This is a genomic window from Candidatus Dechloromonas phosphoritropha (genome assembly GCA_016722705.1).
Lineage (GTDB): Bacteria > Pseudomonadota > Gammaproteobacteria > Burkholderiales > Rhodocyclaceae > Azonexus > Azonexus phosphoritrophus.
Genome location: JADKGN010000001.1, coordinates 448448 through 468659, shown reverse-complemented (window position 1 = coordinate 468659; position 20212 = coordinate 448448). Strand labels below are relative to the sequence as shown.

General features: G+C 61.7%; 19 protein-coding genes. 7 read left to right on the top strand and 12 right to left on the bottom strand.

Features of this window, described 5'->3' with window-relative positions; translation table 11 throughout:
* Positions 1-122 precede the first annotated feature (122 nt).
* On the top strand, positions 123-1676 hold the full coding sequence (locus IPP03_02305) for a hypothetical protein (protein ID MBL0351572.1): 1554 nt from the start codon (positions 123-125) through the stop codon (positions 1674-1676).
* 81 nt (positions 1677-1757) lie between these two features.
* On the opposite strand, the gene IPP03_02300 is transcribed toward IPP03_02305, so the two are convergent.
* The 12 genes from IPP03_02300 to IPP03_02245 form a co-directional block, all read right to left on the bottom strand.
* The gene (locus IPP03_02300; protein MBL0351571.1) at positions 1758-1982 is read right to left on the bottom strand and encodes a hypothetical protein; all 225 of its coding nucleotides are present in this window, start codon (positions 1980-1982) and stop codon (positions 1758-1760) included.
* A 3-nt stretch (positions 1983-1985) separates the two neighbouring features.
* Positions 1986-3044, bottom strand: coding sequence for a DUF2914 domain-containing protein (locus IPP03_02295; protein MBL0351570.1), 1059 nt, complete (start codon positions 3042-3044; stop codon positions 1986-1988).
* 170 nt (positions 3045-3214) lie between these two features.
* Positions 3215-4489, bottom strand: coding sequence for an MFS transporter (locus tag IPP03_02290; protein MBL0351569.1), 1275 nt, complete (start codon positions 4487-4489; stop codon positions 3215-3217).
* A 3-nt stretch (positions 4490-4492) separates the two neighbouring features.
* On the bottom strand, positions 4493-5422 hold the full coding sequence (locus IPP03_02285; GenBank protein ID MBL0351568.1) for an aldo/keto reductase: 930 nt from the start codon (positions 5420-5422) through the stop codon (positions 4493-4495).
* 83 nt (positions 5423-5505) lie between these two features.
* Entirely contained in the window at positions 5506-6420 is a 915-nt protein-coding gene (locus tag IPP03_02280; GenBank protein ID MBL0351567.1) for an aldo/keto reductase, read from the bottom strand.
* A 35-nt stretch (positions 6421-6455) separates the two neighbouring features.
* Positions 6456-7145 carry a protein-L-isoaspartate(D-aspartate) O-methyltransferase gene (locus IPP03_02275; GenBank protein ID MBL0351566.1) on the bottom strand — a complete coding sequence of 230 codons (690 nt, stop codon included), beginning with the start codon at positions 7143-7145 and terminating at the stop codon, positions 6456-6458.
* Between the two features lie 17 nt (positions 7146-7162).
* Entirely contained in the window at positions 7163-7525 is a 363-nt protein-coding gene (locus IPP03_02270; protein MBL0351565.1) for a hypothetical protein, read from the bottom strand.
* Between the two features lie 118 nt (positions 7526-7643).
* Complete coding sequence (locus tag IPP03_02265) at positions 7644-9356, bottom strand: restriction endonuclease subunit S (protein ID MBL0351564.1); 1713 nt, start codon at positions 9354-9356, stop codon at positions 7644-7646.
* Positions 9353-9775, bottom strand: a complete 423-nt coding sequence (locus tag IPP03_02260) for a type II toxin-antitoxin system VapC family toxin (GenBank protein MBL0351563.1) — start codon at positions 9773-9775, stop codon at positions 9353-9355. Before IPP03_02260 ends, IPP03_02265 begins: the two co-directional genes overlap by 4 nt.
* Positions 9775-10011 (bottom strand): hypothetical protein, encoded by a 237-nt coding sequence (locus IPP03_02255; GenBank protein MBL0351562.1) that lies wholly within the window; start codon positions 10009-10011, stop codon positions 9775-9777. Before IPP03_02255 ends, IPP03_02260 begins: the two co-directional genes overlap by 1 nt.
* A 41-nt stretch (positions 10012-10052) precedes the next feature.
* Positions 10053-11531, bottom strand: a complete 1479-nt coding sequence (locus IPP03_02250) for an SAM-dependent DNA methyltransferase (GenBank protein MBL0351561.1) — start codon at positions 11529-11531, stop codon at positions 10053-10055.
* A 12-nt stretch (positions 11532-11543) separates the two neighbouring features.
* Complete coding sequence (locus IPP03_02245) at positions 11544-13907, bottom strand: DEAD/DEAH box helicase family protein (protein MBL0351560.1); 2364 nt, start codon at positions 13905-13907, stop codon at positions 11544-11546.
* A gap of 213 nt (positions 13908-14120) precedes the next feature.
* Here IPP03_02245 and IPP03_02240 point away from each other — a divergent pair, with 213 nt between their 5' ends.
* The 6 genes from IPP03_02240 (at position 14121) to IPP03_02215 (ending at position 20201) form a co-directional block, all read left to right on the top strand.
* Positions 14121-15419, top strand: coding sequence for a hypothetical protein (locus tag IPP03_02240; protein MBL0351559.1), 1299 nt, complete (start codon positions 14121-14123; stop codon positions 15417-15419).
* Positions 15420-15568: 149 nt separating this feature from the next.
* Positions 15569-17479, top strand: a complete 1911-nt coding sequence (gene htpG / locus IPP03_02235; protein MBL0351558.1) for a molecular chaperone HtpG — start codon at positions 15569-15571, stop codon at positions 17477-17479.
* A 122-nt stretch (positions 17480-17601) separates the two neighbouring features.
* Positions 17602-17775 carry a hypothetical protein gene (locus tag IPP03_02230; GenBank protein ID MBL0351557.1) on the top strand — a complete coding sequence of 58 codons (174 nt, stop codon included), beginning with the start codon at positions 17602-17604 and terminating at the stop codon, positions 17773-17775.
* A 181-nt stretch (positions 17776-17956) separates the two neighbouring features.
* Positions 17957-18697, top strand: coding sequence for a glycosyltransferase family 2 protein (locus tag IPP03_02225; GenBank protein MBL0351556.1), 741 nt, complete (start codon positions 17957-17959; stop codon positions 18695-18697).
* Positions 18694-19644, top strand: coding sequence for an NAD-dependent epimerase/dehydratase family protein (locus IPP03_02220; GenBank protein MBL0351555.1), 951 nt, complete (start codon positions 18694-18696; stop codon positions 19642-19644). Before IPP03_02225 ends, IPP03_02220 begins: the two co-directional genes overlap by 4 nt.
* Positions 19641-20201, top strand: a complete 561-nt coding sequence (locus IPP03_02215; protein ID MBL0351554.1) for a sugar transferase — start codon at positions 19641-19643, stop codon at positions 20199-20201. The genes IPP03_02220 and IPP03_02215 overlap by 4 nt, the downstream gene beginning before the upstream one ends.
* Positions 20202-20212: the final 11 nt, after the last annotated feature.

Here is a 20212-nt window from a genome sequence, read left to right as displayed (position 1 = left end):
ATGCAGGATATACTGCCAAAAAATCTTTGATCCCCATGGACCAAAATCTAGTTTTCGCGAAGACCCCCATCGGGGATGAGGCTGTTCGACAACGGACCCACGTTTCACGTCGCGATTTGCGGATGGTTCTTGTTCTGGTCGATGGCAAAATCACCGTTGGAGAACTGAGCACAAAGCTCAAGAATCCCAGTCTGGTCGAGAATGCGCTGCGTGATCTGGAGCAGGGGGGGTATATTGCGCCAAGCTTGGAAGCGGTGTCGGTCTGGCAGGAGAGCAGATTGCGGCTCGAGAAGCTCAAGGCGCCAGTCGCATCATCTCCCAGCCCCAGGCCATCGACTCAAATCGACTCGCCGGTTGCATCCAGCGGTTTTTCTACATTCGGCAGCTCCATTCTTCCTGCCGGAGTGGCAATTGACGTTGCCGGTGAAGATCCGCCGGTGCAGGCATCTTCGCGGGGGCTGTGGCGGTCACGGCTGACGTATGCGGGGTTTGGGTTGATCGCCGCAGTGCTTGTCGCCTTGGCGGTCGTTCTGTTTTTTCCCTATGATCGCTTCAAGCCCGCTATCGAAAATGAACTGACTCGGGTCTGGCAGGCTCCGGCAAGGGTTGGCAAAGTTAGCCTGACCCTTCTGCCGCGGCCCGGCTTGTTGCTTTCAGATGTGCGAGTCGGTGAAGGCGGAGAATCGGTATTCGAGAAAATTCGTGTTCATTCCTTGTTCGCGATGCTCGGGTCCGGCGTCCACAGCCTGTCGCGCATAGAGATTTCGGGGGGAACAGTTATTGCCGATCATCTGGTCGGATTGTCGCCGGCTGACGATGGGCGGCGAAAGAGCGACCAGAAATGGCTGATGCAGCAGGTCGTTGTCGAAAATCTAACTGTCGCTGCCGGCCCTTTGACTCTCCGTCAACTCAGCGGTGATGTCGCATTTCGTTCTGACGGCGGGATCGAGAAGGTTTCCTTGCGAACAGTTGACGATACCTTGCGGATAACTGCCGAACCGACACCGCTTGGACCGCGGCTCATGGTTGAAGGATTTGGCTGGCGTCCGGCAGATGCGCCGCCAGTGACCTTCGATTCGCTGCTTGCAACCGGCCTGTTGCAGAAGGGCAGGCTGGTCGTCAATAGTTTCGACATCCAGACTCTTGGCGGAGTGCTCAGGGGCGACTGGCTCGTGGAATGGAACCAGGGGCTTCTCATGGCCGGTAATGCAAAACTGGAGCGCATTGATTGCCGCAGGATGACCGCTCTTCTTGCTCCCTCTCTCGCTCTCGAGGGAGACCTGATGGGGGCCTTCCGTCTGCGCGGAGTCGGCGACGACTGGGATTCCATGTGGGCGAGCATGGGTATCACGCTTGATGCCATGGTCCTGCGCGGCATCCTGAGCGGGATCGATCTGGGCGAGGCCGCGCGCCGCGGCCGGGGTTCCACGGTTCGTGCTGGAAGCACGAAATTTGATCGTCTGACGGTCAATGTCACACTTGATCCACGGCAGATTCGTGGGCGCAACCTGGCGATGAACGCCGGCATGTTTACCGCAAATGGCCAGTTCGTCGCCACGCGCGACCGTCAGGTTGAAAGCAGCCTTCAAGTGACCATGCAAACGTCGGTCTCGTCGTTGACTCAAACCGTGACGGTTAGCGGGACGCTTCCCAATCTGCAGGCCAGCGTTCGCTAGCAGATCGTTCCACCAAGATGATCGCGTATTGCGCGACCTCCAGGTCGAAGTTTCTCCGGTGAAGGACGACCGGGGTGGCGGTCATTTCATCCTGGAAAAGTAGTTGTCTCCGTTCAAGCCGACCTTTAGATCCGCCTGGCAATTGTGTTGCGGCTGCCGCAAGCGAAGATTGGCCGGTTTGCCTTCGCTGATTCCAATCCAATTACCGCCAAATGATTCCACCGGCATTGGGTCGCCATCAACCACGATGCCTTTCACATCGAGTAAACCGAATCCGGTATTGACCCCGGAGAACGTACAACGCATTCATCAGAATTCCCGAATCGGCAACGTTTCGAGCGGCGGCACACCACGTTCCACGGTGAAAGGAAAGAGTCCGATCGTTCGACCATCCTGTGTCGCAACAATCAATCGCCACTTTCCGGGCTGCGGGTTCAGCACCCAGGAGTAGCCCCGAAAGCCATGTTCCCGCCCGCCGGTACTCTGGAATCTGTTGCGATAGACAAGCCGCCAGCCGCTGGCTTCGCGCACCTCCCAACGGTGCTCCAGTGGTGCCGTAACGCCCAGCGGGGCAAATACTGCCGATACACCGTACAGTTTCGCGCCTTCCGCCACCTGAACGGTGGCGGCCTGATCACGCCAGAGTTGCCAAGAGGGGGCCGGTTCAACCTTCATCGCAAAACGCGTACCTTCCTGAACGAATTCGTGCCCGACAGCCAATGCCTGCTTGACGAGCGGAACGGGAGCGATCATGTCGAATGACCACGCCAGCAGCAGCATCCCCGCCAACGCCCACGAGGGGAATATGCGGCCGGGCTGTCCGGAGGAAAGCCGCCACAGGAGATGAGTCAACAGGATGCCGGATGCGGTCGACACGTAGAACCACCAGGAATTCAGGCTGCCCACGGCATGGGGTAACGCAAAATTCAAGAGCAGGATCGCGTTCAGCGCAAACATCGCCCAGATCAAGGTGAAATACTGGCCGTAGCGCCGTCCCACGAACTCATTTCCGACCAGGAGCGCGCCAAGAATGGTCGCCGTCAGCCACGTCCCAAGGTGACCGGAACTCTTGAAATAGAGGATGAAAAGTGCCGAGAAAATGCCCCCGAAGAAGAACTGCAGCAACAGGTAGGGGGCTTGCCACGCCATCCCGGCAAGGCGCCCGTCCCATCCCGTCTCCGCTGCCGGCTCGGTCAACTTTCTTGATTCGCGGAACGCCAGCCAGAGGACGAGCAGGCCGGCCCCGAGCAGGAATGCGCCAAGACGCCACAGATCGACAACCCGAACCCGCTGGCCGATGGTCAGTGCGTCCCAGACAAATCCGCAGAGAAAGGCGGCCAGGGGGTAAAGGCGCCGCAGGAGCTTCAAGGCCGGACTTTCATTTGTGGAAATTACGACTCGATCCAAGAGGTTCTCCGTTTTGTCAATGCGTGATTGTCCGATAGTTTCGTTCAGTTGACCGGATCCGCCTCCTTTGTGGCGGCTGCCTGGTGTGTGATGGACAAGTAACGCTTGCCCCGACCCATGCGTCCTTCAGCTCATGGCCGACTCGTTCCCCGGTCGCCCCAGCTCAGCCTGCGTCCCAGCAATGCCCAAAGCACCGCCACCGGCGCGGCGGTCAGGGCAATCGCCCCGACGGTCATTCCCAATGCGGCAAGGCCGGCGTAGATCCAGCCACTGAGCAGATCGCCGCCACGGTACACGGCGGCATCGATGAAGGCCTTGGACTTGTAGCGCTGCTCGCGGTCGAGGTGAGTGAACAGCACCTCGCGCGCCGGCTTGGCCAGTGCGTGGCGGCTGCTGTCGTAGAGCACCCGAACAACCAGCAAGACGGTCAGTGCCAGCGATAGCGGAGCGGCGCCGAGCGCGGCAAACCCGAGTGCCGCCACCACCGGCAACAGCGAAAGTGTCGCGGCGACACCGAGGCGTCCAACGATGCGCGCGGTGAGCAAGGTCTGGGTGATGATGGTGACAGTATTGACCGCCAGATCGATGCGCGCCAGGAAGGAGCGGCGCAGCGCGCGGTCGATAATCGCCTCGCCGACCAGATGCGACTGGACAAAGTAGAGGATCGTCGACGCGAACGTCATCAGCACGATCCACAAGGCGATATTGCGCAGTTGCGGCGAACGGAATACCGGAGCGATCCCGCTCCAGGCGCTGCCGCCGATTGGCACCTCGGGCTCGCGGTTCAGCGTTCCCGACGCATCGTCGGCGCGCCGGGTGATGGCACGGGCGAGCCAGGCGGCGATTTCGAGCGGCAGCACGGCGAGCAGCAGGAGCAGGAACACGGGCAGGTGCGGCGCCAGTACGGCGGTGCTTGCCGAGCCAACGATCCCGCCCAACGAGGAGCCGACCGTGATGAAACCGAAGAGCCGCTTGCCCTGATCGTCCCGGAACAGGTCGACCACCAAGCCCCAAAATACGGCAACGACGAACAGCGCGAAGACGCTGAGCCAGACATAGAAGACGCGATCAATCCAGGTGCGCGCCGATTCCGGCAAGAGAACCAGCGCGGCGTAGAAGGCGATCAGGTTGACTGCGAAGAAGCGATTGACCAGCGGTATGAAGACACCCCGGCGCAGTCGTGACACGGCGAGCGAATAGAGCGGCACGGCCAGCAACATGACGATGAACACGGCGGTCCACAGCAGTTGCAGATTGCCGCGGTCGGCGGCGCCGATCTCGTCGCGGACCGGGCGCAGCAGATAGAAGGCGAACAGGATGCAGAAGCCATAGCCAGTGGCGAGCAGCGTCGGCGCCGTCTCGCCCGGGCGTACCGGAACAAACTTTGCGAAAAGCCTGGCGAGCAAGTCTCAGTTGTCCGCGATGGCGTCGAAATAGCGCGCCATGGCCTGCCGCTGCGTCGTGTCCGGCAGCCTGCCGCGGGCGGCGCCGAGGTTGTCCTCGACGTGGGCGGCCTGCGTGCTGCCGGGAATCGCGCAGGTCACCGCCGCATTCCCCAGCACATACTTCAAGAAAATCTGTGCCCAGGAGTCGCAATCGATCTCGGCCGCCCAGCCGGGCAGCGGTCGCCCGCCGACGGCGCGAAACTGCGCGCCGCGTCCGAAGGGCAGGTTGACCAGCACCGCCATGCCGCGCTCGGTGGCCAGCGGCAGCAGGCGCCGCTCGGCGCCGCGATTGCCGACCGCGTAGTCTACCTGGATGAAATCCAGCACCTCACGGCGCATGATCGCTTCCATTTCGGCGTACTGGCTGGCGCTCGAACTGGTAATGCCGATGTGGCCGATGCGGCCGGCGGCCTTCTGCTCGCGTAGCATGGGTAACAACGTGCCGGCGCCGCGCAGGTTGTGCAACTGGACGAGATCAAGGCGCGTGGTGCCGAGCGCCGCGAAGGAAGCGTCGAGGCGTTGGCGACCGTCATCAATGGCGTCGCGATCGAGCTTGGTGGCGAGAAAGATCCGGTCGCGCAGGCCGGTTTCGCCGAGGATGGCGCCGATGGCGCGTTCGGAATCGCCATAGGAGGGCGCGGTATCGACCACCTTGCCGCCGAGACGGACAAAGGTGGACAGCGTATCGCGCAGGCGTGCTGTCCACGCCGGGTCACCGCTGCCGAAGCGGTTGGTCCCGATGCCGACGATCGGCAGGCGGACGCCGCTCGACGGCACCGGTCGAGTCAGCAGTTCCGTTTGCGCCAATACTCCGGATGATGCGAGCGTCGCCGCTGCGAACGCAAGACCGGCCTTGAGCAGTTCCCGACGCGAGATGGATGGAGGGTGTGTCATTTTTTCTCCTTTTTCCGGGTTGACCGCGACAACCGTCGGTGTTTGTGGTGTCTCGACGCGGCGGTTCGCTGCATGCCCTTGCCTCAAAGGTCGAGCGAATGACGGCGCCAGAAGCCGGGGTCGGGAATCAGGCCGAGACCGGCTTTGGCATTGTCGGCCATGTGCTCGGGTCGCCCGGTGCCGGGGATGGCGCAGGTCACCGCCGGTTGGCTGAGGACGAACTTGAGCAACAGTTGAGCCCAACCGGTGGCGCCGATTTCCGTCGACCAGTCTGGCAACGGGCGTTCACGCAGCCGGCGCAGCATTCCGCCGCCGCCGAAGGGACGATTGATCAGGACGGCCATGCCGCGCTCCGCGGCCAGCGGCAGAATCCGGCGTTCGGCCTCGCGCTCGTCGAGCGAATAATTGATCTGCAGGAAGTCGAAGTGCTCGGCGCGCATCACCGCCGCGAGTTCGTCATAGGCGCCGGCGTTGTAATGGGTGATGCCGATATAACGGATGCGCCCCGCCGCTTTCAATTCGCGCAGCGTCTGCAGGTGCGCGCGCCAGTCGAGGAGGTTATGCACCTGCATCAGGTCAATCGGATCGGCGCGCAGCAGGCGTAGCGATTCGTCGATCTGGCGCAGCCCCTCGCCGCGTCCGCGCGTCCATACCTTGGTCGCGAGGAAAGCTTTTTGACGACTGCCGGCGGCGGCGAGCAGTTCGCCGGTGGTGGCTTCGGCGCGCCCGTACATCGGCGAACTGTCCATCACCGAACCGCCGGCCGCGAACAGGGCGTGCAGGACGCCCGGAAGCTGCGCATAGGCAGCGGAACCGGGGGCGACGTCGAACCCTTGATAGGTACCGAGGCCGATGACTGGCAGCGGCTCGCCGGTTGACGGTATCGGCCGCGTCTGCATCGCCGTCACCGGCGATGCGAGCGACTGCGGCGCGCGACTGCCAAAGGCGCAGGCCGCGATTGCCCCGGCCGAGAGCCGCAGAAATTCGGAACGTGTCATCGACGACGCGGAATTGGATTTTTCAGGAAAATCAGTCATGTCCCTTGGCGATCAACCCCGGTGGTCGCTGCCCGCGTCAGCGGTACGAACATGACCCGCAGGATGTTGCGGGTTTCGATGGTGCCATCGGCATGCTTGTCGACGACCTGCAGTTCCTGTACCCCGCCGGGCAGGCCGACGGGAATCACCAGTCGCGCCCCGGGCTTCAGTTGTTCGACCAGCGGCGGCGGCACCCGTGGCGCCGCGGCGGTGACGATGATGCCATCGTAGGGAGCATGCTCCGGCCAGCCACGATAGCCGTCCGCATGCCTGACGCTGACATTGTCGTAGCCGAGCCGCGCCAGGCGCTGGCCCGCCGCCGTCGCCAGCGCCGCGATGATCTCGACGCTATGGACCTGACGCACCAGTTCCGCCAGCACGGCGGACTGATAACCCGAGCCGGTGCCGATTTCGAGAATGCTATCTCGCGGACGCGGTGCCAGCAGATCGGTCATCAGCGCCACGATGTAAGGCTGGGAAATGGTCTGGCCGTGGCCGATCAGCAGCGGGCCGTTGGCGAAGGCGTGGCGGCGGCTGGCTTCGGGAACGAACTGCTCGCGCGGCACCGCCGCCATCGCCGCCATGACCCGCGGCGCGAAGGCATCCCTGCCGATTTCGTGCCGGGTGTACTCCACCTCACGCTCGATGTCGCTCAACATCGCGGCCTGTCCGGGGTTGGTAGACATGGCGGATTGTCTCGCGATCAGCAGGTCACATGAAACAGCGCGATCACCTTGCCCGTGGCCTTGTTCCAGCGCGCGATCGCCTCCGGGGTGCGGGCCAGCTCCACCTTGAGCTTCTTCTGCGCAAAATAGTCGGCTGCCTCGTCCGAGAGCCCGACCATCCCGTTGTGGCCGGTGCCGACGATCAGGCGCTCGGCGTCCTGCTCGAAGATGACCTCGGCTTCCGCCAGCGAGATGATGTGCGAGGTGCCGTAGATCGCCTTGGACAGTTTCTTCTGGCGCTTGCTCACCGCACCGTCGAGACGGATCATCACGTCGTTCTCGATCCGCCGCCCGGCGATGGTGATCGAGCCGAATTCGCTGCCGTCGATGGTTGGATTCATGATCTTGACCCCCCCTGCAATCGAAGAGAATGCCGTCGCCGCGTGCCTGGAAATGCTGCGCCGGTGCCCGACGCCTTTTTCGGCCCTGTTGCGGTCGACGCCTATTTTGGACCTGTTTTCAGGCCGCCCGCAAGGCGGATTCGATCAGCGTGGCGGCGAGGCGCTCCTGCTGCGCGCGGGACTCGGCGAGGTCGGCCTTGAGGCGGTCGTAGAGGGCCAGCAGTTCGTCGACTTTGGCGACGATGCGGTGTTGTTCGGCGAGGGGTGGGAGGGGAATCTTTAAGCCTCCGACGTGGCCCTGATTGACCGTTTTTTGCCCGGCCGTCGTGATGAAAAGGCGCTGAATTTGGCTTCGAGTAACCAGCACATCACCGATCAGTCTGAGATAGCGGTGACTAACTGAAGTTTCTCTAATTCGTACCCTGATGAAATGGTCGCAATAAATCGCAGCCAAGTTCTCATTGCACAGAATCAGTCGTCCAACGATCTCAACGCTCCCATTCACGCGAATGATGAGTACATCGTTCTTTAAAAGACGATATTTCTCAATCGAGCTTTCCGGAAGGGTGATTGAGCGTGTATTAGAGAAGGATATTGCGCCATTCGAAATATCAGCCAAACGTAATACGACGATTTCCGTTCCGGCGCCAGCACCGCGACTGGATTCACCGTTTTGATATTGGGGTTCAAGGTGCGCAAATCGAATCCACTTCCACCCCTCCGGCACCTCAAACGGCTGCTCATCCGGCCCCACTGGTGACACCGGCTTTGATTTTTTGCAAGTGCCTTCCGCCTCCAGCCGCGCCCGTTCCTTGGCAATCCGCTTGAGCAGTTCGCTCGCCGGTTCGTCGTTGGGGTCTTGCGGCACCAGTTTGCCCATGACGGCCAGTTGGAGGATGGTTTGCTTGAGGGCGTCAATGCTGGCTTCGGTGGTAAAGAGGGTGGCGAAGTGTTTGGCGAGGCGTTGCCAGTTGGCGGCGAGGTCGGCGGCATCGGTGCTCTGGGTGAGCGTACCGAGCAGAGTTTCGACGAGCCGGGCATGGGCGCTTTCCGCGTCCATCTGCTCCGCCTCCAGCCTGTCACAGAGGGCCATCAGTTCATCGACCTTGGCGACAATGCGGTGTTGTTCGGCGAGGGGCGCAACTGGAAACGGTATGGAAGCCAGTGCCTTGCCCGACATGTTGGAGATGCCGACGCCTTTTCGGTATTGGTCGATCTCGCCAGACGCGTTTAGCTTCTCGAAGAAACGGTAGGCGAAATATGGGTCGATGCCACCGAAAAACCGGGCGCGATGCACGTGGTTCTGAAAGCAGATTTCATAGTCGTGCGGCCATACTGCCGCTCTACCTGCTTCTCCGCCTTCACAAATGAGCAGGTCGTTCCTCCGCGCTGTGCAGCGTTCAAGCTCATCCGCTTTGATGAGCATCTGCCGAACGCTGTCGAGTTCAAAGCGCCCCCAGTAGAGATTCGAGGTCGTAATGTATGGGCGTGGTTCTCCAGAATTACGGCCTCTATCGAGCGTTTTTCCGGAGTTGTGCTGCGCGATTGCTTCGAACCGAACCCACAGCCATCCATCGGGTAGCTCGAAAGACCCCCCTGTTTCGTTACCGCAAAATGGCGTTGCCTTCCATTTCTTGCCAGCCGCTTTCGCCTCCAGGCTCGCCCGTTCCTTGGATATTCGCTTGAGCAGTTCGCTCGCCGGCTCGTCGTGCGGGTCCTGCGGCACCAGCTTACCGCGCACCGCCAGTTCGAGAATCAGGCCGCGCAGTTTCCGGATGTCGTCGGGCGCGCCGGCAATGAGGTCGAGGTGTTCGGGCAGGCGGGCGGTCATGCGGCGAACTCTTCGAGCAGCACGATGTGTCCGAGATGCGCGGCCTTGCCGTGGTAGCGGTAGTCGGCAGTGACCAGCGTGGCGCTGGATTCAAGGGCGGCGGCGTGGTACAGGGTGTCGAACAGATGATGTTCGAGCGTGGCGGCAATCTGCAAGGCGCGCGGTAACACACGACTGGCAGAGAGGGTTGCATCGTCGAGCACGGCAGCGATTTCGGCGAGATCTGAGGTCACGGATTGTGGCCGTTCGCGAACCAGGACGGCGGCGACTTCGAGCAGGGTGTGCGGTGGTTGCGCGAGGGCGAGGCTTCCACTGCGCAAGCCGACCAGAATTGCGGCAGCCTGGGACAGATCGTGCTCATCAGGTGTTCGCAGGTACCACTTGAGAATAACGCTGGCGTCCAGCGTCAACAGTCGCATCAGGGGCGACCTTCCTCGCGCGCCCTGCGGATTTCTTCATCGCTCACCCGCGTGCGTTCCTGCCCGAGACGTGCCAGGATGCGGTCGATGGCCTCGTCGCTCTGCTGCTTGCGCCGCGCCTGCGCGACGGCCTCCCGCAACAGCTTCGCCACTACGGCGCTCTTGTTCTCATGAGCGAACGTCTGGTTGAAGTCGTCCTTGATGTCGTCGGGGATGCTGAAATTCATCGTGCCCATGCCGCCTCCTGTTGTTGAAAATTTCAACAACGATTTTACGTTCAAGACTTCGGGTTGGCAAACAGCGCCGTGGTCAGCACCGCCTGCAATTGCTCCCGGGTTTCGGCGATGCGCTTCTGCAACTGGGCGTAGTCGGCGAGCAGTTCGTCCGGGTCGTGGCTGATGGCGTCCGGGCTGTGCGGGTTCTTGATGTCGAGGTTGTAGTTGCGCGCCTTGATCTCGGCGGCGCTGACTTTCCACGCGACTTCGTTTTCGACGCGGTTGCTGCGGTCGACCCCGCCCCACCAGACTTTTTCGGCGGCGAACTCTTCGAGGCGCATGGGCCGGGTCTTGGAGTAGTTCTTGACCCCCGGCGGATACGGGTGCTCGTAGAACCAGACGTCCTGCGTCGGCGTGCCCTTGGTAAAGAAGAGCAGGTTGGTCTTGATGCCGGTGTAGGGGTTGAAGACGCCGTTGGGCAGGCGGACGACGGTGTGCAGGTTGCAGGTTTCGAGCAGTTGCTCCTTGATGCGGGTCTTGATGCCTTCGCCAAACAGCGTGCCGTCGGGCAGCACGACGGCGGCGCGGCCGCCGTCCTTGAGCAGGTGCATGATGAGGACGAGGAAGAGGTCGGCGGTTTCGCGGGTGCGGAAATTGGCCGGGAAGTTGTTCTCGATGCCGTCTTCTTCCATGCCGCCGAAGGGCGGGTTGGTGACGATGATGTCGACGCGGTCGCGCGGGCCGTAGTCGCGCAGGGGGCGGGCGAGGGTATTGTCGTGGCGGACATTGGTCGGCACGTCGATGCCGTGCAGGATCATGTTGGTGGTGCACAGCAGGTGCGGCAGCGGTTTCTTCTCGACACCGTGGATGCTTTGCTGGAGCAGTTGTTCGTCTTCGACCGTTTTGACGAATTGTTTGCGCACATTCTCGATGACACAGGTGAGGAAGCCGCCGGTGCCGCAGGCGGGGTCGAGGATTTTCTCGCCCAATTGGGGGTTGACCGCATCGACCATGAACTGCGTGACCGGGCGCGGCGTGTAGTACTCGCCGGCATTCCCGGCGTTTTGCAGATCGCGCAGGATCTGCTCGTAGAGGTCGCCGAACAGGTGGCGGTCCTGCGCCTTGTTGAAGTCGACGCCGGCGACGATCTTGTTGATGACCTGGCGCATCAGGTGGCCGGACTTCATGTAGTTGTAGGCGTCCTCGAAGACACCGCGGATCACGAAGCCGCGCTTGTCGCCGCCAACCGGTTGCAGGTTCTTGAGGGTCGGGAAGAGCTGGTTGTTGACGAAGTCGAGCAGCTCGTCGCCAGTCATGCCCTCCTGGTCGGCCGCCCAGTTGCGCCAGCGCAGCGCTTCCGGGATCGGCGAGCGGTAGTCGCCATCGATGGCCTCGAGCAGTTCGTACTCGGTTTCCTTGTCGTCGTAAATCTTGAGGAAGAACATCCAGACCAACTGGCCGATGCGCTGCGCGTCGCCATCGACGCCAACATCCTTGCGCATGATGTCCTGGATGGATTTGATGGTGGTACTGATGGACATGAGAAATTCCGGTTATCCGTACAGTTGTTGTTCCAGTTCATGCACCGCCTGGAGATAGGCCGGCTTGCCACCGAAGGCGTTGATCAGCTCCGGCGCCGTTCCTAGACGGGAGAACGGATCAAGCGTAAGAATCTTGATGTCCTCGATAGCTTCGATTCCTGTGTCGGCGTATTTTTCGAGCAGGGCGTCGAGGACCGCCCGCGCCTGTTCGCCGTATTTGGCGAAGACGTCGCGCTTCCTGACCTGCTCGGCGCGTTCCTTGCGCGACAGCGGCGGGCGGTCGAAGGCGATGTGACAGATCAGGTCGAAGGGGTCGAATAACTTGCCCTGCGTTCTACCGACTTCCTCGGCCAGCGCTTCGAGCAAGACGCCCTGGGTTTCGAGTTCTTCGAGCAGTGCCTTCTTCTTGTTGGCACTGCTCCAGCGGCGCAGGAAGTGGTCGAGCGAGGCGAATTCCCTGTGCACGGCGCGCCGGGTGTAGTCCTTGAGCGATTCGGTGATCAGCTTGCCGTCGGGGCCGTAGTACTGGACGCGCTCGGCGACGACATAGACGGTGACCTCGCCGCCGACGACGTACTTGATCCGGGGTGTCGGCGTCTCATCCGGCGGGAGTGGCGGTTCGGGCGGGGTATCGGGCGGCAGCGAACCGTCATCAGGCAGCTCATCGTCCGGTGGAACGGGGGGTTGATCGCCAGTCGGCTCGTAAATCTGTACCGGGTCGCCGTCGAAATTCGGGTCGGCGAACAGCTCGGTGGCCTTCTTGAAGTCGATGATGGTGAACCAGAATTTGCCGTAATCCTCGTTGATGCGCGTCCCGCGCCCGATGATCTGCTTGAACTCGGTCATCGACTGGATGCGCTGGTCGAGGACGATGAGCTTGCAGGTCTGGGCGTCGACGCCGGTGGTCAGCAGCTTGCTGGTGGTGGCGATGACCGGGTAGCGGCTCTCGGGGTCGATGAAGTTGTCGAGTTCGGCCTTGCCTTCCTGCTCGTCGCCGGTGATGCGCATCACGTACTTGCGGTTTTCGGCGATGCGCTGCGGGTTGAGGTTGGTCAGCGCCTGGCGCATGCGCTCGGCGTGGTCGATGTCCTCGCAGAAGACGATGGTCTTGGCGTAGGGGTCGGTGGCTTCGAGGTATTCGCTGATCTTGCGGGCGACGAGTTCGGTGCGCTTTTCGAGAATCAGCGTGCGGTCGAAGTCCTGCTGGTTGTAGATGCGGTCCTCGATCACCTGGCCGTGCTTGTCGGTTTGCCCCCGGCTCGGGCGCCAGCCCTGAAGGTCCTTGTCGATGTCGATGCGGACGACCTTGTAGGGCGCGAGGAAGCCGTCGTCGATCCCCTGCCGCAGCGAGTAGGTATAGACCGGTTCGCCGAAGTAGTGGATGTTCGACACCTCCCTGGTTTCCTTCGGGGTGGCGGTCATGCCGATGTGCGTGGCGCCGGAGAAGTAATCGAGAATTTCCCTCCAGGCGGAGTCCTCCGCGGCGCTGCCGCGATGGCATTCGTCGATGACGACCAGATCGAAGAAGTCGCGCGAGAACTGCTTGTAGATGTTCTTGTCTTCCTCGTTGCCGGTGACGGCCTGATAGAGGGCGAGGTAGATTTCGAACGCCTTGTTGGCCTGCCGGTTGGTGATTTTGGTCATCGCCTGACCGAAGGGCTTGAAGTCGTTGGTCCGGGTCTGGTCGGCGAGGATGTTGCGGTCGACGAGGAAAAGGATGCGTTTTCTGGCCTTCGACTTCCACAGGCGCCAGATGATCTGGAAGGCGGTATAGGTCTTGCCGGTGCCGGTGGCCATGACCAACAGGATGCGCTGCTGGCCGCGGGCAATGGCCTCAATCGTGCGGTTGATGGCATTGACCTGATAGTAACGCGGCGACTTGCCGCTACCGTCGTCGTAATAGGGAGTTTCGACGGTTCCGCGCCTTTCGGGGCTGGCGATGCCTTTCCAGGCGCAGTAGCGCTGCCAGAGTTCGTCGGGCGAGGGGAAGGCGTCCAGTGCCAGTTCCTGTTCAATTGGCGTGTGTTGCCCGGTGCGGTCATGCATAAGAAACCCGTCGCCGTTGCTGCTGAAAGCGAAGGGCACTTCGAGAATTTCCGCATTGCCCAGCCCCTGCTGCATGCCGTCGCCGACGCTATGGTTGTTATCCTTGGCCTCGATGACGGCGATCGGGAGGTTAGGTGCGTAGTAGAGGACAAAGTCCGCACGCTTGGTCTTGCCGCGGGTGTGGAGCTTGCCGCGGACGATGACGCGGCCCTTGGTGAAGCTGACTTCTTCCCGGACCTGGGTGGCGAAGTTCCATCCCGCCTTCTGCAGGGCAGGGGTAATGAACTGGGTGCAGATGTCGCGTTCTGAAAGTTTTTTCTTGTCCCGCACCTGGGGTTCCACCGCTTGCTGGCGTTTGTATCGAATGTGCCGCGCATATTACGACGGGCGGCGGGCTGTTGGAAGTGGCGCGCTTGACCGGTACGACCGTAGCCGGCGATACTTGCGCGCTTGCCGATGTCAATCCCATTGTTCCCGCCCGACGGCACCCGCCAACCGGGGTCATTACGTGGCTGACCGGGCGCCCTATCACTGGCAACCATCATGACAAAACCATTTACAGCCCGCCGCCTCGATCGTGGTGAAGCGCTCTTCTGGTTCCTCGACCGCTTCTCGCCGATGAACTTTGCGGTGGTCGCCGAGGGCAGCGGCAGGCTCGACGAGCTGGCACTGCAGGAGGCGCTCGCCGCCGCGCAGAGGCGTCACCCGCTGCTCACGGTTGCTATCGAGGCCGATGCCGAGCATCGCCTGCACTTCGTGCCAAGACCGCGACAGGTATTACCGTCGTCGCGCATGGCCGCTGCCGACTGGCACAGCGAACTGGCCGAGCTTATCGTCGAGCCCTTTGTGCTTGGTGAGGCGCCACTGATGCGCGCCTGCCACGTTGCCGACGGCGATCGCTGGGTCATCGCCCTCATTTTCCATCACTCGATCGGCGACGCCCGTTCGGGATTTACCGTGCTGAGCGAAGTGTTGCAGGGTGTGGCAGGAGTCGGCATCGACGACACGCCGCTGCCGGCGCAGCCGCCAATGAGCGCGGTTTATCCGCCGGAATTCATGGGTGATGCCGGCCGCCAGCTAGCGGGGCAGATCAAGGCCATGCGCAGGGCCGCCGCCGAGCGCACCGGCATGCCGACGCCGCAGGCGGGCCATCGCCTGAGCGACCGCCTGCATCCGCGCATGATCACGCTGCGGTTCACCGTGGACGAGGCCGAGGGGCTGGTACGCAACGCGCGCGCGGCACAGGCGACCGTCAATGGCGTGATCGGGGCCGCGCAGTTGATCGCGTTGCGCGAACTGTTTGCCGACGAAGAAGAGCGGGTGCTCGGGCTGACCTGTGCCGCCGACCTCAGACCCTACCTTGCGGAGCCGATCGGCGCCGAAACGCCGGGTTTCTACGTGACGCTGGTCACCAGCATCCAGCGCGTCGGTACCGGTGCGGCGCTGTGGCCGCTGGCGCAGCGCCTGACCGTGGCGATCCGCCAGCAACTGGCCGGCGGCGCCGGTCATCTCTTTTACGATTTCATGCCGCCGGTCGATCAGATTCCCGCCAATGATGTAGGCGTTGCCAGCTTCAAAGAACTGATGCTGCGCGGGGTACAGACCAGCCTGCTGTCGAATGCCGGGCGTTTGCCGGCGCTCCCCGAACTTCCCGGGCTAAGCGTCGAGGCGCGTTCGTTCGCGCTTTCGCCGACGACGACGCAACCGGTGTTCACCGCGGTCACCACCCACGCTGGCGGGATGACGATCAACATCAACTACAACGCGGCGCAACTGTCGGATGATGACGCCCGGGCCGTTGCCGCGTCTATGCACCTTCTGCTGCGCCAAGCTGCGGCCTGACCTCGGTCAACCTGCGACGGTGGCGCGACACATCCCGTCCGCGGTCCCGCCACGCCCAAGGGAGTGACAAGGTAGCACCGGGGGCTTGAATTCTCCGTGCTCGCCCCCATCTCCCATCCCACCTTTTGCATTGAATGGGAGTTTTTGCCATGTCCGAGTCGGCTACCGCGGAACACAACCGCGAAACCCTGGGTTTCCAGGCTGAAGTAAAACAACTGTTGAATCTGATGATTCACTCCTTGTACAGCAACAAGGAGATTTTTCTGCGCGAGCTGATTTCGAACGCCTCCGACGCCTGCGACAAGCTGCGCTTCGAGGCGCTGAACAACGGCGCGCTGTACGGCGACGATTCCGACCTGAAGATCCGCGTCTCCTTTGACAAGGAAGCGCGCACCATCACCATTTCCGACAACGGCATCGGCCTCAGCCGCGATGAAGCGGTCGAGCATCTCGGCACCATCGCCAAGTCGGGCACCAGGGAATTTTTCTCGGCGCTGACCGGCGACCAGGCCAAGGATGCCCACCTGATCGGCCAGTTCGGCGTCGGTTTTTATTCGTCTTTCATCATCGCCGACAAGGTCACCGTCGTTTCGCGCCGCGCCGGCGTCGAGCCGAATCAGGCAGTCCGCTGGGAATCCGGCGGCGAGGGTGATTTCACCGTCGAGATGGTCGACAAGGCGACGCGTGGCACCGCTGTCACGCTGCATCTGCGTGAAGGCGAGGATGAATTCCTCGGCGGCTGGAAGCTGAAATCGATCATCCGCAAGTATTCTGACCACATCACGCTGCCCATCGTCATGAAGAAGGAAGACTGGAAGGACGGCGAGCAGGTGCTGACCGACGAAGACGAGACGGTCAACCAGGCCAATGCGCTGTGGGTGCGGCCAAAATCCGAGATCAGCGACGAGCAGTACAAGGAGTTCTACAAGCACGTCGCCCACGATTTCGAGGACCCGCTGGCGTGGACCCACGCCCGCGTCGAAGGCAAGCAGGAATACACGCAACTGCTCTATATTCCGTCGCGCGCGCCGTTCGACCTGTGGGATCGCAACGCCCGTCACGGCATCAAGCTCTACGTGCGCCGCGTCTTCATCATGGACGACGCCGAACAACTGATGCCGCTCTACATGCGCTTCGTGCGCGGCGTCGTCGATTCATCCGACTTGCCGCTCAACGTCTCGCGGGAAATCCTGCAGCAGAGCAAGGACATCGACGGCATCCGCAGCGGCTGCACACGCAAAGTGTTGTCGATGCTCGAAGACTTGGCCGAGAACGACAAGGGGAAATACGCCAAGTTCTGGGAGAACTTTGGTGCCGTGCTCAAGGAAGGCGTCGGCGAGGATTTCGCCAACAAGGAAAAGATCGCCGGCCTGATCCGCTTCGCCTCGACGCACAACGACACACCGGATCAGAACGTTTCGCTGGCCGACTATATCGGCCGCATGAAGGAAGGCCAGGAGAAAATCTATTTCGTCACCGCCGAAACCTTCAACGCCGCCAAAAATAGCCCACACCTCGAAATCTTCCGCAAGAAGGGCATCGAAGTGCTGCTGCTTTCCGACCGTGTTGATGAATGGGTCGCCAGTCATCTGACCGAGTTCGACGGCAAGCACCTGCAGTCGGTTGCCAAGGGCGGCCTCGATCTCGGCAAGCTCGAAGACGAGGAAGAAAAGAAGGAAGCCGAGAAGGCCGCCGACGAGTACAAGGATCTGCTGGACAAGGTCAAGACTTCGCTCGGTGACAAGGTCAAGGACGTGCGCATCACGCACCGTCTGACCGATTCGCCGTCCTGCCTTGTTTCCGACGAGCACGACCCGTCCGGCAACCTGGCGCGCATGCTCAAGGCCGCTGGTCAGCCGGTGCCGCCGACCAGGCCGATCCTCGAAATCAACCCGCATCACCCGGCGGTGATGCGCCTCAAATACGAGGAAAGCCGTTTCGACGACTGGGCGGCGCTGCTCTTCGAACAGGCCATGCTGGCCGAAGGCGGCCAGCTCGACGACCCGGCCGGTTTCGTCAAGCGCATCAACAACCTGATGATGGCGCTGTCGGGCAAGTAAGCCGTTACAAACCTTTCGGGCCGATCGTTGCACCCCAAGGGTACGTCCAGCGGGGCGTGGTCGACGGCTCGGGAGGAAGTAAAATCTGTTGCAAATGGGAACCAGCAGATCTGGAAGGCGCTGTGAAAGTAATTCTTGGCCGAAAAGGATTTGATTCGTCGACCGGCGGTTGCGCCAGTCCGATTTTTCCCGATGGCAGCCTTTTCCCGCTTTCCATTCCTGCCTCGAATGCGCCTGCGGCTTCTGGAGACACTTGCCACCCCGCGCGCCCGAATCCGATCCCGACGAATAACTGAACCACGACTTCAAGACCTCGTTGTGCCTCGAACCCGCCAGTCGCAATGATGACGAGCTTCCGCAAATAGCAATATGCAACAATTCGCATCGTCCAATGGCCCGAACGCAGCCGTTGCTATTTCCAGCATCCTCACGCCGCCTGGGCCGCTCAATGAACCTATTTAAGGGTCGGGTTAATAATTGATAGCTGTTTCCGTCGTCAGCCATGGGCATGGAGATATGGTGGGGAGGCTCGTCGGAGAACTCCTGGCGTTCCCCGAGGTCTCCCAGATAATTCTGACTCTGAATGTTCCGGAATCGGTGGCATTGCCCGATGACGCGCGTGTGACGTTTATCGGCAACGCGCAGCCGAAGGGTTTCGGCGCCAATCACAATGCGGCTTTTGCTTGTTGCACCCAGACGTTCTTCTGCCCGCTGAATCCGGATATTGAATTCGACCGGAATCCATTTCCTGCCCTGTCCGCTGCGCTCGGTGACAAGCGCGTGGCACTGGTGGCGCCGCTGGTAAGATCACCCGATGGGAATATCGAAGACAGCATGCGACACTTTCCTACGCCGGGTTCATTGCTCATGAAGGCGCTCGGGGGGAGCGATGGCCGCTATATTGTCCGGGAAGGCGAAGCGGAATTTTCTCCGGAATGGGTGGCTGGAATGTTCATGCTGTTTCGTAGCCGAGATTTTCATGATCTGGGTGGTTTCGATGAGCGCTTCTTCCTGTATTACGAAGACGTCGATATCTGCGTCCGGGTGTGGCGGAAGGGGATGAGAATACTGGCGTGCCCGAAGGCGGGCGTCATTCACGACGCGCGGCGCGACAGCCGTCGGAGTCTGCGTCACCTGCGCTGGCATCTGGGCAGCATGGCGCGCTTTCTCTGGAAGCACCGCGGGCGGCTGCCCACGGTTGTGGACGACAATCGGTGAATCTGGTTACTGGCGCAACCGGGTTTGTCGGTGGACACCTGATCGAAGTACTAAAAGCAAATGGAATGGCTTTGCGTTGCCTGTCGCGCCAACCCGTTCCGTGTCGTGATTCGTTCGTCGCCAATTTGGCCGATAAATCGGCGTTGACCGCAGCATGCAGGGGGGTGGACACGATATTCCATTGTGCTGGCTATGCGCATGCATTTTCCTCGCTCACGGGCGATGATGCAGCGATGCATTGGCGGGTCAACTTCGAGGGGACGCGAAATCTGGTCGAGGCGGCGGGGAAGTCGGGGGTAAAACGATTCGTCTTCCTCTCCAGTGTCAAGGCGATGGCCGAACCGGGGGAGTCGTGCGCCGACGAGAATTTCCCTGGGCAGTCGGAGACCGCTTATGGGCAAGCCAAGCGGGCGGCCGAGGAAGTGGTGATGGACGCCGGCAGACGCTATGGTATGCATGTGGTCAATCTGCGCCTGGCGATGGTCTATGGGTCGGGAGGCCGCGGGAATCTGGAACGCATGGGTCGCCTGGTCGGTCGTGGTCTGTTTCCGCCCCTGCCCGAAACGGGTAACCACCGTTCCCTGGTGCACGTCGATGATGTCGTGGCGGCCATGCGGCTGGTTGCCGACGATGACCGGGCCAACGGCGGAACCTACATTGTGGCTTCATCCGAAGCCCCTTCGGGGCGCGAGTTGTTCGATATGTTGCGTTCAACTCTGGGGATGCGGCGATGCTCATGGGTGTTGCCCGAGTGGTTGCTGCGCGCGGCGGCAAGCGGGGCAGACGGACTGGAGGCCATTCTTGAGAGGCGGATGCCGTTCGACAGCGAAGTGCTCGATCGCTTGTTGGGTTCGGCCTGGTATTCCCCGGCACGGATCGAACGGGAACTGGGCTGGCGGGCGCGGGTATCGCTCGCCGACGGGCTTGCGGAGATGCTGGGAAAATGAAGCGGCTTTTTGACCTTTTTCTGGTGTTGACCGCAGGCGTGACCCTGATCCTGCCCATTATGGTCGTGGCGGCCGCGGTGAGGCTGACTTCCCCCGGTCCGGCGCTCTACTGGTCCGAGCGCGTGGGACGCCATAACCGGATTTTCCGGATGCCCAAGTTTCGCAGCATGCGCATTGGCACGCCAGCGGTGGCCACCCACCTGCTACGTGATCCCGATGCCTGGCTGACCCCGATCGGGGCTTTTCTGCGCAAGACCAGCCTCGACGAACTTCCGCAGCTTTGGAGCATCCTTGCCGGCGACATGAGTTTCGTCGGTCCGCGCCCGGCACTCTTCAATCAGGACGATCTGGTGGCCTTGCGCACCGAGCGCGGGGTGCACGAGATGGTGCCCGGACTGACTGGATGGGCCCAGGTCAACGGGCGGGACGAACTGCCGATTCCGGATAAGGTGGCACTGGATGTCGAGTATCTGCGGCGGCGCTCGTTCCTGTTCGATCTCCGGATACTCTGGCTGACGGTGGTCAAGGTGATTAGGCGGGAGGGGGTTGTCCACTGACGGATCAGGAT